The 21,784-nt window shown below is 72.6% G+C and carries 27 protein-coding genes; 22 read left to right on the top strand and 5 right to left on the bottom strand.

Translation table 11 applies throughout. The features are described 5' to 3' along the window. Nucleotides 1–114 precede the first annotated feature (114 nt). The 4 genes from FLX07_RS06945 to hisF are packed head-to-tail and all read left to right on the top strand — an operon-like array spanning nt 115 to nt 2,406. A complete protein-coding gene (locus tag FLX07_RS06945; RefSeq protein WP_142568675.1) occupies nt 115–486 on the top strand; it encodes a hypothetical protein in 372 nt (123 codons plus the stop codon). A 4-nt stretch (nt 487–490) separates the two neighbouring features. After that, a complete protein-coding gene (priA, locus tag FLX07_RS06950; RefSeq protein WP_142568677.1) occupies nt 491–1,216 on the top strand; it encodes a bifunctional 1-(5-phosphoribosyl)-5-((5-phosphoribosylamino)methylideneamino)imidazole-4-carboxamide isomerase/phosphoribosylanthranilate isomerase PriA in 726 nt (241 codons plus the stop codon). After that, nucleotides 1,213–1,632: a RidA family protein gene (locus FLX07_RS06955; RefSeq protein WP_208762101.1), complete on the top strand. Its 420-nt coding sequence runs from the start codon at nt 1,213–1,215 to the stop codon at nt 1,630–1,632. Before priA ends, FLX07_RS06955 begins: the two co-directional genes overlap by 4 nt. Nucleotides 1,633–1,635: 3 nt before the next feature. After that, nucleotides 1,636–2,406, top strand: coding sequence for an imidazole glycerol phosphate synthase subunit HisF (gene hisF / locus FLX07_RS06960; RefSeq protein ID WP_142568679.1), 771 nt, complete (start codon nt 1,636–1,638; stop codon nt 2,404–2,406). Nucleotides 2,407–2,449: 43 nt separating this feature from the next. Here the strand turns inward: hisF and FLX07_RS06965 are convergent, their stop codons facing one another. Then, nucleotides 2,450–2,677: a hypothetical protein gene (locus tag FLX07_RS06965; protein WP_142568680.1), complete on the bottom strand. Its 228-nt coding sequence runs from the start codon at nt 2,675–2,677 to the stop codon at nt 2,450–2,452. A 274-nt stretch (nt 2,678–2,951) separates the two neighbouring features. Between FLX07_RS06965 and FLX07_RS06970 the strand changes: the two genes are divergently transcribed. Continuing rightward, nucleotides 2,952–3,239 carry a chorismate mutase gene (locus tag FLX07_RS06970; RefSeq protein WP_079319720.1) on the top strand — a complete coding sequence of 96 codons (288 nt, stop codon included), beginning with the start codon at nt 2,952–2,954 and terminating at the stop codon, nt 3,237–3,239. Between the two features lie 283 nt (nt 3,240–3,522). Here the strand turns inward: FLX07_RS06970 and FLX07_RS36330 are convergent, their stop codons facing one another. The 3 genes from FLX07_RS36330 to FLX07_RS06975 all read right to left on the bottom strand — a co-directional run bounded on the left by FLX07_RS36330 (nt 3,523) and on the right by FLX07_RS06975 (nt 4,954). After that, nucleotides 3,523–3,684: a hypothetical protein gene (locus tag FLX07_RS36330; protein ID WP_167748136.1), complete on the bottom strand. Its 162-nt coding sequence runs from the start codon at nt 3,682–3,684 to the stop codon at nt 3,523–3,525. A gap of 368 nt (nt 3,685–4,052) precedes the next feature. Further along, nucleotides 4,053–4,217, bottom strand: coding sequence for a hypothetical protein (locus FLX07_RS36335; protein WP_167748137.1), 165 nt, complete (start codon nt 4,215–4,217; stop codon nt 4,053–4,055). 101 nt (nt 4,218–4,318) lie between these two features. Further along, entirely contained in the window at nt 4,319–4,954 is a 636-nt protein-coding gene (locus FLX07_RS06975; protein ID WP_142568682.1) for a TIGR03085 family metal-binding protein, read from the bottom strand. A 264-nt stretch (nt 4,955–5,218) separates the two neighbouring features. Between FLX07_RS06975 and FLX07_RS06980 the strand changes: the two genes are divergently transcribed. The 17 genes from FLX07_RS06980 to FLX07_RS07060 all read left to right on the top strand — a co-directional run bounded on the left by FLX07_RS06980 (nt 5,219) and on the right by FLX07_RS07060 (nt 19,956). Beyond that, complete coding sequence (locus FLX07_RS06980) at nt 5,219–6,997, top strand: ABC transporter ATP-binding protein (RefSeq protein ID WP_142568963.1); 1,779 nt, start codon at nt 5,219–5,221, stop codon at nt 6,995–6,997. A gap of 37 nt (nt 6,998–7,034) precedes the next feature. Beyond that, complete coding sequence (locus FLX07_RS06985) at nt 7,035–8,840, top strand: ABC transporter ATP-binding protein (protein ID WP_229689645.1); 1,806 nt, start codon at nt 7,035–7,037, stop codon at nt 8,838–8,840. An 11-nt stretch (nt 8,841–8,851) separates the two neighbouring features. Further along, nucleotides 8,852–9,037, top strand: a complete 186-nt coding sequence (locus FLX07_RS06990; protein WP_142568686.1) for a hypothetical protein — start codon at nt 8,852–8,854, stop codon at nt 9,035–9,037. A 41-nt stretch (nt 9,038–9,078) separates the two neighbouring features. Beyond that, nucleotides 9,079–9,429, top strand: a complete 351-nt coding sequence (hisI, locus tag FLX07_RS06995; RefSeq protein WP_142568688.1) for a phosphoribosyl-AMP cyclohydrolase — start codon at nt 9,079–9,081, stop codon at nt 9,427–9,429. Then, nucleotides 9,426–10,052, top strand: a complete 627-nt coding sequence (locus FLX07_RS07000; protein ID WP_167748138.1) for a Trp biosynthesis-associated membrane protein — start codon at nt 9,426–9,428, stop codon at nt 10,050–10,052. Before hisI ends, FLX07_RS07000 begins: the two co-directional genes overlap by 4 nt. A 313-nt stretch (nt 10,053–10,365) precedes the next feature. Then, nucleotides 10,366–11,190 (top strand): RDD family protein, encoded by an 825-nt coding sequence (locus tag FLX07_RS07005; RefSeq protein ID WP_208762102.1) that lies wholly within the window; start codon nt 10,366–10,368, stop codon nt 11,188–11,190. Nucleotides 11,191–11,200: 10 nt separating this feature from the next. Next, nucleotides 11,201–11,626 (top strand): DUF2752 domain-containing protein, encoded by a 426-nt coding sequence (locus FLX07_RS07010; RefSeq protein WP_142568692.1) that lies wholly within the window; start codon nt 11,201–11,203, stop codon nt 11,624–11,626. Between the two features lie 144 nt (nt 11,627–11,770). Beyond that, complete coding sequence (gene trpC, locus FLX07_RS07015; RefSeq protein ID WP_142568694.1) at nt 11,771–12,595, top strand: indole-3-glycerol phosphate synthase TrpC; 825 nt, start codon at nt 11,771–11,773, stop codon at nt 12,593–12,595. 65 nt (nt 12,596–12,660) lie between these two features. Then, nucleotides 12,661–13,866: a tryptophan synthase subunit beta gene (gene trpB, locus FLX07_RS07020; RefSeq protein ID WP_208762116.1), complete on the top strand. Its 1,206-nt coding sequence runs from the start codon at nt 12,661–12,663 to the stop codon at nt 13,864–13,866. Between the two features lie 22 nt (nt 13,867–13,888). Continuing rightward, the gene (gene trpA, locus FLX07_RS07025) at nt 13,889–14,683 is read left to right on the top strand and encodes a tryptophan synthase subunit alpha (protein ID WP_142568698.1); all 795 of its coding nucleotides are present in this window, start codon (nt 13,889–13,891) and stop codon (nt 14,681–14,683) included. Nucleotides 14,684–14,820: 137 nt separating this feature from the next. Beyond that, nucleotides 14,821–15,390: a DoxX family protein gene (locus FLX07_RS07030; protein ID WP_142568700.1), complete on the top strand. Its 570-nt coding sequence runs from the start codon at nt 14,821–14,823 to the stop codon at nt 15,388–15,390. Nucleotides 15,391–15,441: 51 nt separating this feature from the next. Further along, entirely contained in the window at nt 15,442–16,188 is a 747-nt protein-coding gene (locus FLX07_RS07035; protein ID WP_229689646.1) for a DsbA family protein, read from the top strand. 222 nt (nt 16,189–16,410) lie between these two features. Further along, nucleotides 16,411–16,572, top strand: coding sequence for a zinc ribbon-containing protein (locus FLX07_RS07040; protein WP_142568702.1), 162 nt, complete (start codon nt 16,411–16,413; stop codon nt 16,570–16,572). Between the two features lie 34 nt (nt 16,573–16,606). Continuing rightward, entirely contained in the window at nt 16,607–17,068 is a 462-nt protein-coding gene (locus tag FLX07_RS07045; protein WP_142568704.1) for a hypothetical protein, read from the top strand. A gap of 169 nt (nt 17,069–17,237) precedes the next feature. Next, a complete protein-coding gene (gene lgt, locus FLX07_RS07050; protein WP_223852706.1) occupies nt 17,238–18,314 on the top strand; it encodes a prolipoprotein diacylglyceryl transferase in 1,077 nt (358 codons plus the stop codon). Continuing rightward, complete coding sequence (locus tag FLX07_RS07055) at nt 18,311–19,030, top strand: VIT1/CCC1 transporter family protein (protein WP_142568706.1); 720 nt, start codon at nt 18,311–18,313, stop codon at nt 19,028–19,030. Before lgt ends, FLX07_RS07055 begins: the two co-directional genes overlap by 4 nt. Then, nucleotides 19,027–19,956 carry a hypothetical protein gene (locus tag FLX07_RS07060; RefSeq protein WP_142568708.1) on the top strand — a complete coding sequence of 310 codons (930 nt, stop codon included), beginning with the start codon at nt 19,027–19,029 and terminating at the stop codon, nt 19,954–19,956. Before FLX07_RS07055 ends, FLX07_RS07060 begins: the two co-directional genes overlap by 4 nt. Before the next feature lie 82 nt (nt 19,957–20,038). Here the strand turns inward: FLX07_RS07060 and FLX07_RS07065 are convergent, their stop codons facing one another. Next, on the bottom strand, nt 20,039–21,667 hold the full coding sequence (locus FLX07_RS07065) for a bis-aminopropyl spermidine synthase family protein (protein WP_142568710.1): 1,629 nt from the start codon (nt 21,665–21,667) through the stop codon (nt 20,039–20,041). Nucleotides 21,668–21,784 lie beyond the last annotated feature (117 nt).

Genomic DNA, 21,784 nt, shown 5'->3' on the forward strand with positions numbered 1-21,784 from the left:
ACGCGTCCCTCTCCGAGGGCGCGGTGTTCCCGCTCGTGGACACGGTGTTCCCTCGATCGGGGCCGCGGCGCCTGCGGCCGTCCAGGCCGTGACCGGACCTGAGCGGGAGGCCCGATGAGCAAGGAACGGGCCCGCCGGAGGGCGGAGCGCGAAGCCGAGCGCGAACGCCTCGCGGCGGCCCGGGCCGAGCGCGACGCGAGGGCCGCCAGGCGGCGCGAGATGCGCGCACGGCTCGTCGGGCCCGTCACCGGAGCCGTGGCCGCGGTGCTGCCGCGGCCGGCCAGGCCGGTGCGGGTGGCCCGGCAGCGGGGGTATCTCGCCCGCCGCCGCCGCACGGAGAACGCCGTCGCCGTCGTGCTGTGGTTCCTGGTCCAGGCGCTCGCCTGGATTCTGCTCGACTCGTGGATGGCCCGCCTGGGCGTGTTCCTCGGTTCGATCCTGCTTCTCCCGGTGCTCGTCACCATCGTTTTCGACCGGAGGTCATGACCAAATGTCGCTCGTATTGCTCCCAGCCGTCGACGTCGCCGACGGCCAAGCCGTCCGCCTCGTGCAGGGTGAGGCGGGGACGGAGACCTCGTACGGGGATCCGCTCGCCGCCGCCCTGGCCTGGCAGAAGGCGGGCGCGGAGTGGGTCCACCTGGTCGACCTCGACGCGGCGTTCGGCCGGGGGAACAACCGCGAGCTGCTCGCCTCCGTCGTCGGCGCGCTCGACGTGAACGTGGAGCTGTCCGGTGGGATCCGCGACGACGCCTCGCTTGAGGCCGCGCTGAGCACCGGCTGCCGCCGGGTCAACATCGGCACCGCCGCGCTGGAGAACCCGGAGTGGTGCGCCAAGGCGATCGCCGAGCACGGGGATCGCATCGCGGTGGGGCTCGACGTGCGCGGCACGACGCTGGCCGCCCGCGGCTGGACCCAGGAGGGCGGCGACCTGTGGGAGGTGCTCGACCGGCTGGAGTCGCAGGGCTGCCCGCGCTACGTCGTCACCGACGTCACCAAGGACGGCACGCTTCGCGGTCCCAATCTCGACCTGCTGCGCGAGGTCTGCGCGCGGACCGACCGCCCGGTCGTCGCCAGCGGCGGGGTGTCCTCACTGGACGACCTGCGAGCGATCGCCACGCTCGTGCCGGACGGCGTCGAGGGCGCCATCGTGGGCAAGGCGCTGTACGCCCAGGCGTTCACGCTGGAAGAGGCGCTCGCGGCGGTGACGGTGGCATGAGCACTCCGATGCCCGAAGGGCGGATCTCCTCCGGCGGCCCCTGGGAAGACCGTTACGGCTACGCCCGCGCGGTCGTAGCCGGGCCGCACGTGCTCGTGTCCGGCTGCACCGCCACCGTGGGCGGTGAGGTCCAGCATGTGGGTGACGCCTACCAGCAGACGCTCACCGCCTTCTCCATCGCGCTGGACGCCGTCGAGAAGGCCGGGATCACCCGGGCCGACGTGGTGCGGACCCGCCTGTACGTGGTGAACGCCGCCGACTTCGACGCGGTGGGCAGAGCCCACGGTGAGATCTTCGGCGACGTGCGGCCCGCCTGCACGAGCGTGCAGATCACCGGGCTGGTCGACGAGCGCATGCTGGTCGAGGTCGAGGTCGAGGCCTACCGGGCGGCGGAACGTGGCGACGACGAGGGCTGAGCGATGACGGTGGCGGTGCGGGTGATCCCCTGCCTTGACGTGGACGCCGGCCGGGTCGTCAAGGGGGTCAACTTCGAGAACCTCAGGGACGCGGGCGACCCCGTCGAGCTGGCCGCGCGTTACGACGCCGAGGGGGCCGACGAGCTGACCTTCCTCGACATCACCGCCTCCTCGGGCGAGCGCGAGACCATGCTCGACGTGGTGCGCCGCACGGCCGAGCAGGTGTTCATCCCGCTGACGGTCGGCGGAGGCGTGCGGTCGGCCGACGACGTGGACCGGCTGCTGCGCGCCGGCGCCGACAAGGTCGGCATCAACACCGCGGCCATCGCCCGGCCGGAACTGCTGACCGAGACCTCCCGCCGGTTCGGGTCGCAGTGCATCGTGCTGTCGGTGGACGCGCGCCGGGTGGTCGACGGGCCGCCCACGCCCTCCGGGTTCGAGGTGACGACCCATGGCGGGCGCCGGGGGACCGGCATCGACGCGGTGGAGTGGGCCCGGCGCGGGCAGGAGCTCGGCGTCGGGGAGATCCTGCTCAACTCGATGGACGGCGACGGCACCAAGTCGGGATACGACCTGGAGATGCTGCGGGCCGTACGGGCGGCGGTGAGCGTTCCGCTGATCGCCTCCGGCGGCGCCGGGCGGCTGGAGGACTTCCCGCCCGCGGTGGACGCCGGGGCGGACGCCGTGCTGGCCGCCTCGGTCTTCCACTTCGGCCAGCTCAAGATCCACGAGGTCAAGGACACGCTGCGCGCGGCCGGTCACCCGGTCCGCTGAGCGCCCGCCGGGGGCCGGGATCCGGCCCCCGGCCGGTGGGTCCTCAGTCGATGTCGACGATCGCCGTGGGGTAGGCGTCCGGGCCGGTGCCGAGCGAGGAGGACGCCATCGACTGGTACTGCCACTGTCCCTGGAAGCCGCCGTGGCCACACCCGTTGTCGCCCCAGCAGGTCGTGGCCGCGGAGGCGTCGTGGGCCGGCTGGGCCGCCGCGAGGCCGACGGCGGCGAGGAACGCCAGGCCCAGCAGGCTCGGGAAACGCTTGGCACGCATAGCTGTCTCCTGTCCGTCAATGAATAGTGCGGCGCTCGGAGTCCGCGCTACTCAATGGTCGGCCGGACATCACACAACCGTCCATACCAATCACCCCAAATAGGGCGATAGTGGGCGAAAACCGGCATAGGCCGTTGTGGGGCCTTTTATCGCGAGCGTCTGTCAGGGGCGCGAGGGCCAGGGCCGCGAGGGCCCGGGGGAGCGGATGTACGGACTCTCCCCCCACGAGCCCTAGAGTGGCCGGTGATCATCGTCTCGCCACGCGGAGGAACATGTGTCCGGCCCCACCTCGCTCGACGACGTCCGCCGCCGGATCGACGAGCTCGACGCCCGCCTGACGACGCTGCTGGCCGAGCGCCAGCGTCTCGTGCGCGCCGCGGCCGCTTTCAAGACGGACGAGCAGGCCGTGCGGGCTCCGGACCGGGTGGAGCGGGTCGTGACCGCGGCGCGGGAACGCGCGGAGCGCGAGGGGTTGTCTCCGGAGGTAGCCGAGGCCGTCTGGCGGGCGATGATCGGGGCGTTCGTGGAGTACGAGCTCACGGAGCACCGGCAGCGCGGGTAGCGGGGTCGCCGCGCGCCCGCTCTCGCCACCGGAGCCCCGGGGGCGCGCGGGTGTGGGAATGGGATGCGGGGGCAGAGGTGCCGGCCGTGGGGGGTGCGGCGGTCGCCGGTTGCGTAGGGATGCGAAAGGAGAGGCCGGCGGAGCAAGGGCGGATGCCCTGCCGGCCTGTGCGCGCAGAGCCGTGGCTCTGACTGTCAGCGCGGTCCGGCGGTCGTCGGTCGCCGCCTGGGGTCGTCGTGGTCGGGGTTGCCTGAGGGAGAGCGGGGCCGGGCGGTCCGCGGCCTCAACTCAGGACCGAGGTGAAGAAGGTCGCCAGTCGGCTGGCTCCGGTGTTGACGGTGTCGAAAACGCCTCGCACGGCGCCTGCCGCCGCGTGCGGCTGGCTGTAGAGGTAGAAGACCACGAACGCGATGGCCGCGTACGTAAGAACCTTCTTCACCTTCATCGGGGGGCCTCCTGCAATCGGTATCCCGGTTGTTTGTACCCGGCGGCAGTGTTGATCATAACTAGCCGAGAGGACATGAGGCCGTTCCGCCCTCATCGTGAGACGGCGGGATGGGCGGGCTTCTCGCGGCGCGCCGGGGAGTCCGGGCGGGCCTGCCGGGACACCGCGGGCCACGGCCAGAAAGAGCGCGGCCGAGGCCGAAGCCGAGGCCGGAAAGAACGCGGAAAAGCCCGAATGCACCGGGTTCGCCCCGAAATGGGCAGGATCTGGCGTGAATGGGCAGGATTCGGCTCGGATGAACAGGGCTCAGCCCGGATGGGCGGGGCTCGGCCGGGAACGGCCGAGGTCCGGCCCGCAATGGGCCGGGCTCAGCCCGAAACGAGCGAGGTGAAGAACGCGGACAGGCGTTCGGCTCCCGTGCCGATGCCCCCGAACAGGTTCTTGACCGCGTCGGCGGCGTTCGCGGGCTGCGTGAACAAATAAAAGATCACGAACGCGATGGCCAGGTAGGTCAGGACCTTTTTGAGGTTCATCCGGGCTCCCAAACGCTCCTACACATCGTGCTCCGGTCTCATGCTGCCCCATTGCACGGCCTTTACGTGGAGGATTCCGGACAACTCTCACGACTTCGTTCTCATGGCCCCAATCGGGCCTCCTGGAGCCGGGCGACCGCCGCGGCGTCTCCGTCGTACGTCACCCGGGCGTGCTCCTGCCGTCCGAACGCGAACATCAGCAGCTCCGACGGTTCACCGGTGACCACCACGGCGGGCTCCGCCATCCGCCCGGCGGCCTTGGCCCCGTCCGGACGGCGGAGCACGACCCCCACCGGAGCCTTGCGCAGGAAGAGCCGGGCGCCGCCGCGCAGCCGGCTCCAGAACGCCTCCTGCAGGTCCCGCGGGATGACTCGGGGCTCCCAGCCGGCCTGCGCCCGGCGCACGTCCTCGTGGTGGACGAAGAGCTCTATCGTGTTGACGATCTGGTCCAGGCGGGGGACCAGTCCGTACAGCGTCCAGCGCGGGGGCCCGTGACGGACGAGCCCGACCAGCTCGGGATAGGGGTGGCTCCGCGTGATGCGGTCCTGCACGGAGGCGGTGTAGCCCGCCAGGAAAGGCAGCGCGATGCCGGGCGCGGCGTCGAGCCTGCGCTCGCGCAGGACGAGATGGGCGGCGAGATCCTCCGTCGACCACCCCTCGCACAGCGTGGGCGCCCCGGGGCCGAGGCGGTCGAGCAGGTCGCAGAGCGCCGCGCGCTCCGTCTGGGCGTGTGTCACCTGATCAGCCTATGCGTCCGTGATCCCGGCCGGACCGGCGGTCGCGCATCACCGAGGAATAAACCGGTTGATCAGAATGATAGGGAGTAACTAGGACCAAGGGCTTGGGTGGCGTCGGTCCGGTGACCGATCCGGTGGCGTCCCCGAGTGAGTAACGTCCCCCTCCGGGGCGCTCGCAGGGAGCGGCCCCGGTTGGTCCCCCGATCGGAAGGAACGCACCGCGTGCCGACGAAGGAGTCCCCCGCGCGGCCCGGCAGCTCAGTCATGCTCCAGGGTCTCAAGGTCATCGGCGTGTCGATCAGAACCGAGCCGAGGATCTTCACCGGCGCGGTCCTCGCCAGCGCCCTTTACGGCGGGATGACCGTCGCCGCCTCCTGGGCGCTCGGCTGGGCGACCGACAACGCGGTGCTGCCCGCGTTCGCGGACGGCGCGGCGAGCACCGGCGCGCTGACCGTGGCGGCCCTGCTGATCGTGGGCGTGGCGGTGCTCAAGGCCGCGGGGATCATGGGGCGGCGCATCATGGCCGGGATCCACCAGTACCGCATGCAGGCCCATTCCCGCCGCGCCGTCACCCGGCAGTATCTGCGGCTGCCCCTCGCCTGGCACCACCGTCACCCGACCGGGCAGCTGCTGTCCAACGCCAACTCCGACGTCGAGGCGGCCTGGGGGCCGCTCGCCCCGCTGCCGATGGCGGTGGGCGTGGTCGTGATGCTCGTGACGGCCGCCGTGGCGATCGTGCTGGTCGACCCGGTGCTCGCCGTCGTCGGTTTCCTGATCTTCCCGGCCGTGGCCGTGCTCAACCTGGTCTACCAGCGCAGGCTCTCACCCCTCGCGATGCGGGCCCAGCAGCTGCGGGCCGAGGTGAGCGAGGTCGCGCACGAGAGCTTCGACGGCGCGCTCGTCGTCAAGACCCTCGGCCGGGAGGACGCGGAGACCGCGCGGTTCCAGGCGAAGGCCGACGCGCTGCGGGACGCGAACGTCGCCGTCGGCCGCGTCCGCGGGCTGTTCGACCCCCTGCTTGAGGCGCTGCCCACACTGGGCGTGCTCGCCGTGCTGCTCGTCGGGTCGCTGCGGCTGGAGTCGGGCGGCGTCGCCGCCGGCGACCTGATCCAGGTCGCCTACCTGTTCACCCTTCTCGCCTTCCCCGTACGGGCGCTCGGCTGGGTGCTGGCCGAGCTGCCGCGCAGCGTCGTCGGCTGGACGCGGATCAGGGACGTCCTCGACGCCACCGGCTCCATGGAGTACGGCACCGCCCGCCTGGACGCCCCCGGGCCTGCCCGGGTGGAGGCCGAGGGTGTCTCCTACGCGTACGTGCCGGGGAGCCCGGTGCTGAGGGACGTGGGCCTCGCCGTCGCGCCGGGCCGCACGATCGCGCTCGTCGGGCCGACCGGGGCGGGCAAGTCGACGCTCACCCAGCTGCTCGCGCGCCTGATCGACCCCGGCGAGGGCGTCGTGCGCGTCGACGGCGTCGACCTGCGCGAGGTTGCCAAGGGCGAGGTGAGCGCCGCGGTGGCGCTCGTCCCGCAGCAGACGTTCCTGTTCGACGACACCGTGCGGGGCAACATCGCGCTCGGCGGGCAGGTCCCGGACGAGCGGGTCTGGGCCGCGCTGCGGCTCGCGCAGGCCGACGGCTTCGTCAGCGCGCTGCCGTCCGGCCTGGACACCCAGATCGGCGAGCGCGGCGCCACGCTGTCGGGAGGCCAGCGCCAGCGTCTCGCGCTGGCCCGCGCGGTCGTGCGCGAGCCCCGGCTGCTCATCCTCGACGACGCCACCTCCAGCGTCGACCCGCAGGTCGAAAAGCGCATCCTGTACGGCCTGCGCGACGGCGCCGCCGAGGCCACGGTGATCGTGGTCGCCTACCGGATGGCGACGATCGCGCTGGCCGACGAGGTCGTCTACCTGGAGCAGGGCGTGATCGCCGACCACGGCACGCACGAGGAGCTGCTGGTCCGCTGCGCGGGCTACCGCGACCTCGTCACCGCCTACGAGCGCGAGGAGGCCGAGCGGGCCGCGCTCGACACCGATGAGGAGGTCGTCGCATGACGCACGGCCCGAAGCCCTTGACGAGGAGTGTGACGCGGTGACCGCCGTGACCGACACGGCCGCAGGGGAGACCTCGTCCCTGCGGTCGGCCGACCGGGGCGCCCTGGAGACGCTCAGGCAGGGCCTGCGGCTGTCGCCGGAGTTCCGCCGCGGGCTCGCCGGGACGCTCGTGCTGGCCGTGCTGGCGACACTGGGCAAGGTCGTCGTACCGATCGCCGTGCAACAGGTGATCGACCGCGGCCTGGGCCCGGGCGAGCCCGACCTGCCGTTCATCCGGAACGCCGTGGCCCTGTGCGCGCTCGCCGTCGTGCTGACCGCGCTGTGCGGCTACCTGATGAACGTCCGGCTCTACCGCTCCACCGAGTCGGGCCTGGCGGCCCTGCGCGGCAAGGGCTTCCGCCACGTGCACGACCTGTCGGTGCTGACGCAGAACACCGAGCGGCGCGGCGGCCTGGTCTCCCGGGTGACCGGCGACGTCGACCAGATCAGCACGTTCATGCAGTGGGGCGGGCTCATGGTCATCGTGTCCGCCGGTCAGCTGGTGGTGGCGACCGTGCTCATGGCCGTCTACTCCTGGCAGCTCACGCTGATCGTGTGGGCCTGCTTCCTGCCGCTGGTGCTGGCCCTGCCCCGGTTCCAGCGGCTGGTGGCCAAGGCGTACACCCGGGTGCGCGAGCGGGCCGGCGACGTCCTCGCCGCCGTCAGCGAGTCGGTCGTCGGCAGCGCGGTGATCCGGGCGTACGGCTCGGAGGACCGCACGGCCGAGCGGATCGACACGGCGGTGGACGGGATGCGCGCGGCGCAGACCCGGGCGCAGAAGATCGTCGGGTTCACGTTCCCGGCCACCGAGCTGATCGCCTCGATCACGGTCGCGCTGGTGGTCGTGGCGGGGGCCGGGCTGGGCGTGTCCGGCTCGATCACGGCGGGGCGGCTCATCGCGTTCCTGTTCCTGATCACGCTGTTCATCAGCCCGCTGCAGACCGCGACCGAGGTGCTGAACGATGCGCAGAACGCCATCGCCGGATGGCGGCGCATCCTGGGCGTGCTCGACACCCCGGCCGACGTGGCCGACCCGGAGAACGGCGCCGTGCTGCCGCGCGGCCCGATCTCGGTCCGCTTCGACGGCGTGGGCTTCGCCTACCCCGGCGGCCCGCCCGTCCTCCACGACGTGTCGGCCGAGATCCCGCCGCGCACCCGGGTCGCGGTGGTGGGGGAGACCGGCTCGGGCAAGACGACCTTCGCCAAGCTGCTCACCCGGCTCATGGACCCGACCTCCGGCCGGATCCTCGTGGACGGGATCGACCTGCGCACGGTCGGCTTCTCCTCGCTCAGGGAGCGGATCGTCATGGTCCCGCAGGACGGGTTCCTGTTCGACTCGACGCTTGAGGACAACATCCGCTTCGGACGGCCCGCGGCGACCCGGGAGGAGATCACCCGGGCGCTGACCGAGCTCGGCCTGGCCGACTGGCTCGACGGCCTGCCCGCCGGGCTGGACACCCCGGTCGGACAGCGGGGCGAGTCCCTGTCGGCCGGGGAGCGGCAGCTCGTCGCGCTCGCCCGCGCCTACCTCGCCGACCCCGACCTGCTGCTGCTCGACGAGGCCACCTCCGCCGTCGACCCCGCCACCGAGGTGCGCCTCGCCCGCGCCCTCGACGGCGTCACCCGCGGTCGTACGGCCATCTCGATCGCCCACCGCCTGTCCACCGCCCAGGCGGCCGACGAGGTCGTGGTGTTCGAGCACGGCCGGATCGTCCAGCGCGGCCCGCACGCCGTCCTGGTCGAGCAGCCCGGCGTGTACGCCGACCTCTACGCGTCCTGGACCACCGCCACCACCGCCCGCTGAACCTCCCGTCGGTGACATTGAACGTCACCGACGTGGGACGTCAGCGACGTCGCCGACGGGAGCACGCCGTGCGCCGGGTGGGCGACCTGCCGTCGTCGCTGGTGACCACGCCGGCCGGGCGGGCCCCCATAACGGCGGCGGGGGAGGCAGGGGAGCGGCGGCGGGGAGGCTGGGTGCGCAGCGGGGAGACGGGGTAGCGGCGGCGGTGGCGGCCGGGGCCTGCGGCACAATTGGCCTCATGGCCCTCGACCCCAAGATCGCCGACCGGCTGAAGCGCACGCCGGACGGCCTGGTGCCCGCGATCGTCCAGCAGCACGACACCGGCGAGGTGCTCATGCTCGCCTGGATGGACGACGAGGCGCTGCACCGCACGCTCACCAGCGGCCGGGCGACCTACTGGTCCCGCAGCCGCGGGGAGTACTGGGTGAAGGGCGACACCTCCGGCCACGTGCAGTGGGTCAGGCACGTGGCGCTCGACTGCGACGGCGACACGATCCTGCTCAAGGTCGACCAGGTGGGGGCGGCCTGCCACACCGGCGACCGCACCTGCTTCGACGCCGACGTCCTCGACGTGATCGGCGCGCCGTGACCGCTCCGGCGCCCGCCCGCGACCAGGCGAGTACGGCCCGGCGCACGCTGCTCGCCTGGCTGGCCGCCTGCGCCGTCGGAGGTGGCCTCGCGCTGCTGGCCGCGGGCCGCGTGTGGGTCACGCTCGGCACGGCGGACAGCCCCGCGGGAGCGGGCGGCGGCTCCCTCACCGGCAACGACCTGGTCGCGTGGCTCACTCCCGCGGCGCTGGCCGCGCTCGCCGCGGTGCTGGCCGTGCTGGCGACCAGGGCGGTCGCGCGGCGGGTGACGAGCGTGGTGGTCGCCCTCCTCGGCGCGGCGGTGGCGGCCGGGGCGTGGGACGGCACGCGGGGCGCGACGATCGCCTCCGTGGCCGCGCGGCACATGACGACCGCGGTGACGTCCTCCGGTCACATCTCGGTGCAGTCGCGCGCCTGGGTCTGGCCGGTGCTGGCCGCCGTGGGCGGGCTCGTCCTCGCCGGGGCGGGCGTGGCGGCGGCGGCCCTGAGCGTGCGCTGGCCCGGCATGTCGAGCAGGTACGAGCGGGGGGCCGGGCGCGCGGGCACGAGCGGCGCCACCCGGGTGAAGGACGCCGACAGGGCGATGTGGGACGCGATCGACGAGGGCGAGGACCCCACCGCGTAGAGGACCACCGCGTAACGGTGCGCCGGCGGGGGAGTCCTCCCGCGCGAGTTGGACCGTTCCCGGCTCAGATTACAAATCATCCACAAAGCGGATTATGGCCCGGACTGGCCGCCCTGCTGCCGATAGGCTTCGCGCCGACATCTGATCACCGCACAGGAGACCGAATGAGCCACGGGAGTCGGCCGGGCGGCACGGGCGGCCACGGCCACCCGTCCGGCCGGAGTGACCGGCCTCCGGCCTCCGGCGGCCATCGCCACCCGCTCCGGCCGGTCCGCACCGGCACCGGTCACCCACCGGCGCCGGCGGAAACGGCATGGTCGTCGCGTCGCTCCTCCCCGGCGTCCCCGGCCCGTCCCCATACGGTGCTCCGCGGATCCTCGGGGTCGTCTCCGGTCTCATCGCGCTGAAGAAGATCCGAGACTCCTTTTCCCCACTCACGCAGGAGCACCACATGACGTACGGCAACGATCCGGGCTACAACCCGGGTGGTAACCCCCAGAACCAGCCCGGCCCTCAGGGTGGCTACCCCCCGCCTCAGGGTGGCTACCCGCCGCCTCCCCAGGGGGGCTACCCGCAGGGCGGCGGTTATCCGCCGCCGCAGGGCTCCTACCCGGCCCCGCCCGCCGGTGACCAGTACGGCGGTCAGTACGGCAATCAGTACGGCAATCAGTACGGCGGATACCCGGCTCCCGAGCTCGCGCACTGGGGCCTGCGCGTCGGCGCCACGCTGATCGACGGCCTCATCGTCGGCGTCCCCACCTGGATTCTGAGCATCATCGGCAGCGCCCTGAGCGCGGGCTCGGTGGACCAGGAGACCGGCCAGGTCGGCTCCGGCTTCGGCATCGGCCTGTTGCTCTCCCTCGTGGCCCTCGTCGTGTGCATCGGCCTCGCCCTGTGGCTGAAGCACAAGGAGGGCACGACCGGCCAGACGGTGGGCAAGAAGGTCGTCGGCATCCAGACGGTCAAGGAGCAGACCGGCGAGTACATCGGCTTCGGCATGGCCGTCGTCCGGGGCATCTGCCACATCGTGGACGGCCTGCCCTGCTACGTCGGCTACCTGTGGCCGCTCTGGGACGCCAAGCGGCAGACCTTCGCCGACAAGATCGTCGGCACGGTGGTCGTGCGCGCCCCGCGTTAGGCTGACCTCCATGGAAGTGACCGGACGGCGCGGGTGGGACCGGGTGTGGTCGCTGCGCGCGCCGTTCGGCGCCGCGGCCGCTCTGACCGCGGCGGTGACCTTCCTGGCGGTGGTCGACCCGCACGAGCCGGGTCACTACCCCGTCTGCCCCCTCTATTACCTGAGCGGCCTGTACTGCCCCGGGTGCGGGGCGCTGCGCGCCGTGCACGACCTCGCCCACGCCGACCTCGCCGGGGCGGCGCGGATGAACCTGCTCTTTGTCTTCTGCGTTCCTGTCGTTATCACGTTGTGGGCGCGCTGGGCGTTACGATCATGGCAGGGACGGCCCACGCGCCCGGACATCGCGCGCCCCGCATACCTGTGGGGACTCCTCGTCGTCGCGGCCGTCTTCACGGTGGTGCGTAATACGCCTCTCGGGCAACTCCTCGCACCGTGAATCGACCCGGTGGCGGATCGACGCGAGACGGGCCGATACCATCGCAGGGCAGGACACGCAGAGCAGCCGACCGGAGGGACCCTTACGCGTGAGCGAGCGGACAGGCAAATCGCGCGAGCTCCGAGCCGAAGGCGAGGAGGACGCGTGAGTGTTCTTGAGGACATCATCCTGGGCGTGCGGGAGGACCTCGAGGAGCGGCAGCGCAACGTGCCGATCGAGGAGCTCAAGCGGCTCGCCGCCCGTGCACCCGAGCCCCGGGACGCCTACGCCGCGCTCGGCGGCGACCGGGTGTCGGTCATCGCGGAGGTGAAGCGGTCGAGCCCCTCCAAGGGGGCGCTCGCCGCCATCGCCGACCCCGCCGCCCTCGCGGCGGACTACGAGGAGGGCGGCGCCCACGTCATCAGCGTGCTGACGGAGCAGCGCAGGTTCGGCGGGACGCTCGCCGACCTCGCGGCCGTGCGCGCGGTCGTGGACATCCCCGTCCTGCGCAAGGATTTCATCGTCACCTCCTACCAGCTGTGGGAGGCCAGGGCGCACGGTGCGGACCTCGCCCTGCTCATCGTGGCCGCCCTCGACCAGGAGGCGCTCGTCTCGCTGATCGAGCGGGCCGAGTCGATCGGGCTCGCCCCGCTCGTCGAGGTGCACACCGAGGAGGAGCTGGTCCGCGCGGTCGACGCCGGAGCGAAGATCATCGGGGTGAACGCCCGCGACCTCAAGACGCTTGAGGTGGATCGCGAGGTGTTCGCCACGCTCGCGCCCAAGGTGCCGGACGGCGTCATCAAGGTGGCCGAGTCCGGAGTGCGCGGCCCCCACGACCTGCTCGCGTACGCGCGGGCGGGGGCGGACGCCGTGCTGGTGGGCGAGAGCCTGGTCACCGGCAGGGACCCCAAGGCGGCGGTCAACGATCTCGTGACCGCGGGCGCCCACCCGGCCTCCCGGCAGGACACCGGCTCCGAGAGGCACTCGTGAACGACAGCGCAGCGGAAGGAGGCCGCGTGACCGCGACGGAGGGGACCATCCTCACCTCCGCCGACCTGGCCGGCAACGGGGTCCACGGAAACGACCCGGACGTCCACGGCAAGTTCGGCAGGTTCGGCGGCAGATACGTGCCGGAGGCGCTCATCCCGGCCCTCGACGAGGTCGCCGCGGAGTACGAGAAGGCCAAGACCGACCTGGACTTCCTGCGCGAGTTCGACCATCTGCTGCGCACCTACGCAGGCCGTCCCACGACGCTGACCGAGGTGCCGCGCTTCGCCGAGCACGCGGGCGGCGCGCGGATCGTGCTCAAGCGCGAGGACCTGACCCACACGGGCGCGCACAAGATCAACAACGTGCTCGGCCAGGCGCTGCTGACCAAGCGGCTGGGCAAGCGGCGCGTCATCGCGGAGACCGGGGCGGGCCAGCACGGCGTCGCCACCGCCACCGCCGCGGCGCTCATGGGCCTGGAGTGCGTCATCTACATGGGCGCGGTCGACTGCGAGCGCCAGGCGCTCAACGTCGCCAGGATGAAGCTCCTCGGCGCGACGGTCGTGCCGGTCACCAACGGCAGCCAGACCCTCAAGGACGCCATCAACGAGGCGTTCCGCGACTGGGTCACCAACGTCGACCACACCCACTACCTGTTCGGCACCGTCGCCGGTCCGCACCCGTTCCCGGAGATCGTGCGGGACTTCGCCCGGATCATCGGCGTCGAGGCCCGCCGTCAGATGCTGGAGCTCACCGGCAAGCTGCCGGACGCGGTCTGCGCCGCCGTCGGCGGCGGCTCGAACGCCATCGGCGTCTTCCACGCCTTCATCGAGGACGAGGGCGTCCGGCTGTACGGCTACGAGGCCGGCGGCCGGGGCTTGGAGTCCGGCGAGCACGCGCTGACCCTGACCGAGGGCAGCGTCGGCGTGCTGCACGGCGCGCGCACCTACGTCCTCCAGGACGAGGAGGGCCAGACGATCGAGTCGCACTCGATCTCGGCCGGCCTCGACTACCCCGGCGTGGGCCCGGAGCACGCGTGGCTGAAGGACACCGGCCGGGCCACCTACGAGGGCGTGACCGACGAGGAGGCCATGCAGGCCTTCGCCCTGCTCGCCCGCACCGAGGGCATCATCCCGGCCATCGAGTCCTCGCACGCGCTCGCGGGCGCGCTGCGGCTGGGCCGCGAGCTCGGCCCGGACGCCGTCATCCTGGTGAATCTGTCGGGCCGCGGTGACAAGGACATGGGCACCGCCATGAAGTACTTCAACCTCTGATCAGCATCGATAGGGCATCCCGATGACGACACTCCACGCGGTGTTCGACAAGGCCCGCGCCGAGGACAGGGCCGCGCTGGTCGGCTACCTCCCGGCCGGGTTCCCGACCAAGGACGGCGCGGTCGCCGCCGCGACCGCGATGGTCGAGGCCGGCTGCGACGTGATCGAGATCGGCCTGCCGTACTCCGATCCGCTCATGGACGGCCCGACCATCCAGGACGCCGTGCACCGGTCGCTGATCAACGGCACCCGCATCGCCGACGTGCTGCGCACCGTCGAGGGCGTGGCGAAGTCGGGGGCCGCGACGCTGGTCATGACGTACTGGAACCCGATCGACCGCTACGGCGCCGAGCGCTTCGCCCGCGACCTCGCCTCGGCGGGCGGCGTCGGGACCATCACGCCGGACCTGACGCCTGAGGAGTCCGAGCCCTGGCTCGCCGCGAGCAAGGAGGCCGGCATCGACACGGTCTTCCTCGTCGCGCCCAGCTCGCCGGACGAGCGGATCGCCCGGGTCGCCGCCTGCTGCACGGGCTTCGTCTACGCGGCCTCGCTGATGGGCGTGACCGGCGCCAGGGAGACCGTCGGCGCGGCGGCGGAGGGTCTGGTCAAGCGGACCAAGGCGAACACGCCGCTGCCCGTCTGCGTCGGGCTCGGCGTCGGGAACGGCGCTCAGGCCGCCGAGGTCGCGGCGTACGCCGACGGCGTCATCGTCGGGTCCGCCTTCATCCGGCGCCTGCTCGACGCTCCCGACGAGAAGTCCGGTCTCGCGGCGGTACGTGAGCTCGCGTCCGAACTAGCCCGGGGTGTCCGACGCTGAGGCGCCCTGGGGGTTCCTTCCCGTACATGCGCCGTGAGCAGGCGAGATGAGGCGGCTTACCATGCTCTTATCCAGCACATGGTGAGGTTGAGTCCCGGTACTGTTCAGTCGGTGTTGCCTACCGGGCGAGGAGACTCATGGTTCAGTTGGCATCCGGCGCCTCGGTGTCCGAACGGTTACAGCCCGCGAAACCCGTGCTCTCCTGGGTCACGACCGCCGCACGGGTCGTGCTCGCCGCTGTACTGATCGTCGCTGGGGCGCTCAAGATCGGAGCGCCCGCGTTGTCGGTGCAGGCGGTGCGGGCCTACCAGCTCCTGCCGGACTCCGTCGCGCAGGTGGTGGGGTACGGCCTGCCCGTCCTGGAGATCATCACGGGCCTGTTGCTGCTCGTCGGCCTGTTCACGCGGGCGGTGGCGATCGTCGGCGGGGTGCTGATGGTGGCGTTCGTCATCGGCATCGCGTCCGCCTGGGCCAGGGGGCTGCGCATCGACTGCGGCTGCTTCGGCGGCGACGGCACGCTCGCCGCGGGACAGGACCCCAACTACTTCTGGGAGCTGATGCGCGACCTCGGGCTGCTGGTCTGCGCGGCGTGGATCGTGGTCAGACCGGCGGGCCGCCTGTCGCTGGACTCCGCGCTGGGCTTCACGGGGGAGCGGGAAACGGCGGACGAGGACGACTCGGACGGCGGGGAGGACGACGGTGCGTGACCGCGGACGACCGCGGAACGTCGCCGAGAAGACAGCCAGGGGGGAAGCTTCGTGAGCAAGCGGACGAGTGAGGCGGCCAGGGCCCGGATCGCGGCCCAGCGGGAGACCTTGCGCAAGCAGGAGCAGCGCAAGCGCATCACGATGATCGTCACCATCGCCGTGATCGCCGTGATCGCCGTCGCCTTCACGGTGTGGTCGGTGCGGCAGGGAAGCGCGGAGGAGGCCTCGGGGAACGCCGCTCCCGTCACCGTGGAGAAGGACGGAACGGTCGTGATGGCCAATTCCGGCGTGACCAAGCCCGTGGTCGACGTGTTCGAGGACTTCCAGTGCCCCGCGTGCAAGCAGTTCGAGGAGACCAGCGGCTCGACGCTGAAGAACCTGGCCGCCGAGGGCAAGGCCAAGGTCGTGTATCACCCGATCACGATCTTCACGGAGGAGCCGACCAAGGGCAACTCGCTGCGCGCGGCCTCCGCCGCCCGCTGCATCACCGACGGCCGGCAGTGGCTGGCGTTCCATGACGCGCTCTACAAGAACCAGCCGAGCGAGACCGTGTCCGGGTTCAGCGCCGACGAGCTGATCAAGTGGGGCAAGCAGGCCGGCGTCACCGCCGAGGACTTCGACAACTGCGTACGGCAGCAGCGCAACGTCGCCGCGCACCAGCAGTTCTCCGCGCAGACCATGAGCGCGCAGAAGCTGAGCGGCACACCGACCGTCAAGCTCGACGGCAAGGAACTCGACACCAACGTCGCCTTCGCGCCGAGCTCGCTGCGCGACGCGGTGGAGAAGGCCGGCAAGTGACCTCCCGCGGGACGGCCCACCGGTGGGCCGTCCCGCGCCCGGCCTGCGCCCGTCCCGCGCCGGCCAAGAGTCGGGAAAGGGCCGCGTGGTTCTCCCGTCACGGGGGTATCGAGCGCGATGTCACGAGCTCCGCACAGGGTGAAGGAGGGGCCGGTTCGACCGGAGTCCCGCCCGCGCCCGCCACGAGCGGTTCCGCCGCGATGAGCTGAGCGAGGAGGCGCCGTGCCCGCCCACACCGGTGAGAAGGCCCGCAAGACCGGCGTCTTCCACTGCGCCGTCTGCGGGGAGAAGGTGCCGGTCCGCGAGGGCGACACGATTCCGAAGTGCCCGAACGGCCACACCGAGTTCGACAGCCGCACCCAAGAGCCGGACAACCGCTCGTGACCGGGCGGCGGCCGATGCCGGTGCCGCCGGGGCGATGAGCCCCCGCGATTCGGTGGCCGGGGCCGCGATGGGCGTCCTTTCCGGCACGTGGGCGGTGATCGGCGGCGTCACGCTCACCTCCGGTTCCGGCACCACCAGCGCGGCGCTGGGCGTCGTCCTGCTCACGGCCGCCGCGGCGATGCTCGTCCCGGCCCTCGCGGGCCTGCCCAAGCTGGTGGCCGCCGCCGTGATGGGGATGTCCGCCGCCAGGTTCGCGATCACCGGTGTCTACGAGCTCACCGCGTCCGCGGAATGGAGGACTACGGCGGGCGTCGCCGGTCTGGTGCTCGCGGTCGTCGCCTACTACGCCGCCCTGGCGTTCGAGCTGGAGGACGCGCACGGGCACGCGCTCCTCCCCGTGGCCCGCCTCGGCCGGGCCCGTACGGCGGTCCGGGGCGGCCTGCGCGACCAGACGAAGGGGCTGGCGCGCGAGGCGGGCGTGCGCGAGCAGCTCTGACGCTGCGAGTATCCGGGCCTGGGGGACCTCGCCGCGCACCTGGCCGCCCTCCGCGGGGCACCCTCCGCCGGGCCCTGAGCGCGGTGCGGCGAGTGGTCGGCGCAGGTCGCGGGACGGTTGTCCGCGCCTCGCTCCGGGCCCGCCCTCTCTTGCGGTAACGTCACGTTACATGCCCCTCCTCGCCTCGATTCCCAGCCCGTCACAGGGGGTCTGGAATCTCGGACCGATCCCGATCCGCGCGTATGCGTTGTGCATCGTGCTCGGCGTCATCGTCGCCGTCTGGATCGGCGAACGCCGCTGGCGCGCCCGTGGCGGCGCCCCCGGGACGATCACCGACCTCGCGGTCTGGGCCGTGCCGTTCGGCCTTGTCGGCGGACGCCTTTATCACGTCATCACCGACTGGCAGATCTACTTCGGCTCGGATGCGCCCAAGCGGCCGATCGACGCGCTGTTCATCTGGGAGGGCGGCCTCGGCATCTGGGGCGCGATCGCCCTCGGCGCGCTCGGCGTCTGGATCGCCTGCCGCCGGCGCGGCATCTCCTTCACCGCCATCGCCGACACCCTCGCCCCCGGCGTCGCCGTGGCCCAGGCCATCGGCCGGTGGGGCAACTACTTCAACCAGGAGCTGTTCGGCGGCCCCACGAGCCTCCCGTGGGGCCTGGAGATCGAGCCGGGCCGCCCGGGAACCATCCCCGGCGCGACCACCTACCACCCGGCGTTCCTGTACGAGTCGCTGTGGGACCTCGCGCTCGCCGGTGTGCTGATCCTGGCCGCCCGCCGGTTCAGCCTGCGGCACGGCCGGGTGTTCGCGCTGTACGTCGCGGGCTACACGCTCGGCCGGTTCTGGATCGAGGGGCTGCGGGTGGACCCCGCCCACCACATCCTCGGCCTGCGGCTGAACCAGTGGACCTCGGTCGTCATCTTCCTGTGCGCCCTGGCGTACCTGTGGCTGGCCCGCAATCGCAAGGGCGAGGAGCCGCTGGGCGTGCAGGCCGGAGACACCGGCGCGGTCAACGGCGACCTCGCCCATGGGGGGGACCAGGCCGACCCCGGCCACGGGCGGGACCAGGCCGACGAGCCGGAACTCCTGCGCGACGACGAGCGGGAGGACCGGGAGACGCCAGGCGGCGCCGGCGATCCGCCCCCACCGGACGGCGAGCCGGGTTCCGGCACACCGGCGGCGACCGCGAGAGCGGGCGCGGCGAGCGACGGCGCGGCGGTGGAACCAGAGGCCGGCCAGCGATGACGGGGGCCACGACGGGGGCGCGGGCCGAGATTCACCACGAGCACCGGGACGTCACCGGCGGCTGGTTACGCCCCGCGGTCTTCGGCGCGATGGACGGGCTGGTCTCCAACTTCGCGCTGATCGCGGGTGTCGCCGGCGGCACCGCGGAGACCAGGATCGTCGCCCTCGCCGGCATCGCCGGCCTGGCCGCCGGAGCGTTCTCCATGGCGGGCGGCGAGTACGTGTCGGTCGCCAGCCAGCGCGAGCTCGCCCAGGCGGAGATCGCCGTCGAGCGCCGGGAGCTGGAGCGGCACCCCGAGGCCGAGGAGGCCGAGCTCGCCCGGATGTACGAGCAACGGGGTGTGGACCCGGAGACCGCCAGAGAGGTCGCCCGGCAGATCTCCCGGAACCCGGAGGAGGCCCTGGCGGTCCACACGCGGGCCGAGCTGGGCGTGGACCCCGACGACCTGCCCTCGCCCGTGCTGGCCGCCGTGTCGTCGTTCCTGTCGTTCAGCCTCGGCGCGCTGGTCCCGCTCCTGCCCTACCTGCTGGGCGTGCGGGGGCTGTGGATCTCCGCCGCGGTGTCGATGGTGGCGCTGTTCGCCGCGGGCGCCGTGGTCTCCCGGGTGACGGCCCGCAGCTGGTGGTTCAGCGGCCTGCGCCAGCTCCTGGTGGGGGCCGTGGCTGCGGCGCTGACCTGGGGCCTGGGCTCGCTGATTGGAACCGGCGGTCTATGACCAAGCGTAAGCGCCGCTCGTCCGCGCAGGCCGAGGGGCGGACCGGGGCCGCCCTCGCCGATCTGGGGCTGGACGACCGGCAGCAGCGTGTGGTCGTGTGGTCGGTCACCGCTGGGGGAGTGCTGGCGATCGCCCTGGTGCTGACGCTGGTGGTCAACGCGATCGGGGGCGGGCAGTCGCAGTCGGCGCAGGGGTCGGGCGAGGTGCCGGGGGAGGGCCTGCCCGCGTCCTTCCAGTCCTGGCCGTCCCTCAAGGAACTGGCCCCGATTGCCGACAGGAAGGCCGACACCGCGCCGCTGACCGTCCAGGAGGTGTTCGGCGCGCGGACGCTCACGGCCGGGAAGGTCACGCTGCGCAGACTGGCCAGCCGTCTGGACCAGGCCTGCGCGGGCGCCGTGTGGGGCGCCGACCTCAGCGAGGCCCTGGCCGAGGCCGGATGCGGTCAGGCCGTCCGCGGCCTGTACGCCACCGCCGACGGGATGTACGTCACGCAGTACACCCTGTTCAACCTCACGGACGCCACGGCGGCCCAGTCGCTGGCGAAGTCGATGGAGTCGCTCTACCGGGGCGCCTGGGTGCAGCCGCTGGAGTCGTCGCGGGCGAAGTTCGGCGCCTACAGCGAGGCGAACGCCTACGTCCTGGGGCACTACCTCGGGGTGACCTGGATCGGCCGTGCCGACGGGGCGGAGCCGGGGGAGAAGGACGACTTCATCATGCTCGGCCTGGCCGCGCGGGAGGCCGAGAAGGCATTGTTCCGCCGCGTGGTCAAGGTGACCGGAGTGCCGTCGGACCCCGCGCAGCCGCCGGGCCCCGCCGACACCGCCCAGCCCACCGAGGAGCCCCCCTCCGAGCCGGGCGCCTCTCCTGCCGTGTCCGCGCCCGGCGCGAGCACGTCCGTGGAGCCGTCCGTCCCCGCCGCGCGATAGCCCGGCACGGCAGCCCCACACGGCAGCCCCATACGGCAGATTGGCGCGGTAGGACCGGCGCGATCCGCCCGGCCCGGTGTCGTCAGGCCGGGCTGGGAGCGTCGATTCGCGCCCTCATCCAGGCGAGGCGGTGGAGGGGGAGCTCCAGCAGGGTGGCGTCGAGGGCCCAGGGCGCGGCCTCCTCGACGGCGGCCCTGGCCTGCCGCTTGGTGAGCCCTGCCGCCCCTGCCGCCCCTGCCGGCCCTGCGGGCCCCGCCGCCCCTGCCGATCCTGTCGCCCCGGGCTCGGTGAGCGCCTCGCGCCAGGTGTTGGCGACCTTGCCGTGGGCGCTGTCCATGATCCTGCGCACCACCCGGTCCGGTCCGCCGTCCGGGGGCGAGAGCCGTACGGCGTCGAGGGCGTGGCCCGCTTCCGAAGGCGCGGCGGTCAGGCGATAGACGGGGGCGAGCAGGTCGGCGAGCTCGGGCAGGTCGGCGACCGTGTCCGCCACCGGGCCCGCGGTGAGCACGCGTACATGCCGGGCGCGCGTCGCGAGCAGCAGGCGGGGCAGCGCGGCCTCCAGCCCCGCCGGCAGGGCGATCGCCACCCTTTCGGGGTCGGCGGCGTACGGCTTGGCCAGCAGGGTGGCGAGCCGGGTGCGCGGCACCTGCGGCAGCAGGCCGCGCGGCCAGTCTCCGGCGAGCAGGTCCGGCCCGAACGCGGTCACGGCCGCCTCGTCCGGCGGCGCCGCCGGGGCGGACTCGACGGACTGGGGGCCCTGGGTGTAGATGGCCGTGGCGAGGCGGTCGAGCCGGGCGGCGATCGCCGGCCACGTCTTCGTGGTGGGCCGCAGGACGTACAGGTCCGCCGCGCTGCCGATCGCCTCCGCCCCGTGATACCGGTTGAAGTGCGGAAATATCGCCTCGTTTAGCAAGTTGAGGTCGAAGAGGGCTTTTTGTACCTTCAGCGCGAGCATCGGGGTGCGCTCCGAGGCGCCGTACGCCACGAGGATCCGCCCCCGGTCGCGGTCGCGCAGGCCCTCGGCGGCGCGGGCGGCGAACAGCCCGATCCCCTCGGGCGTGTACGGCGGGTCGGTGATCGCGAGGTCGGCCCAGCCGCGCAGCGACGGGGGCAGGCCGAGGCGCAGGTCGGTCCAGCGGGTGCGCACCCCCAGGTCCTGGGCGTCGATGTACTCGAGGATGCGGTCGTCGACGTCGGCCACGGCGACCTCGGCCTCGGGGTGGATCATCCGCACGGCGAGCGAGGTCAGGTCGTGGTCGCCGACGCACAGCAGGCGGGCGCCGGGCAGCCAGAACCGCCGCCCCAGCAGGAGGGCGCGGCGCAGCACGGTCTCGGCGGTCGCGGAGACGTGGTCGAGCGCGTGCCGTCCCCGGGGGGCCCCGGCGATCAGCGTCTCCAGGCGTTCGAGCGTCGCGGAGTGCTCCGCGACCATTCCGGCGACCGGATTCCCAAGACCGGAAATATCCGTAACAATACTGACGTTGTAGCGGTTGACCTGATCACTGGGGATACGGACACGGTCGCCGCTGTGCTCAAGGGGGAGCACACGCAGCAGCGACTCGATCGTCCGCCGCGACGTCGCGGTCTCCCTGACCAGGTCGCCCAGAGTCCACCAGCGGCCGCCGGACAGGAGCGCCAGCGCTCCGCGCAGGCGCAGGCCGTCCACGCCGGCCTCCGCCAGCAGTTCGTCGATCGCCTCATGACCACTCATGCGCAAACCATATCCACGGCGCTGACCTGTGAAGGTTCGCGAAGCGGACCTGGGGGGCACTATTCCGGCAGCGTGTTGTAATCTCTAAGCACTACAACCGCAGCAGGGCCAGCGTCG

Source organism: Microbispora bryophytorum (genome assembly GCF_006874465.1).
Classification (GTDB): Bacteria; Actinomycetota; Actinomycetes; order Streptosporangiales; family Streptosporangiaceae; genus Microbispora; species Microbispora bryophytorum.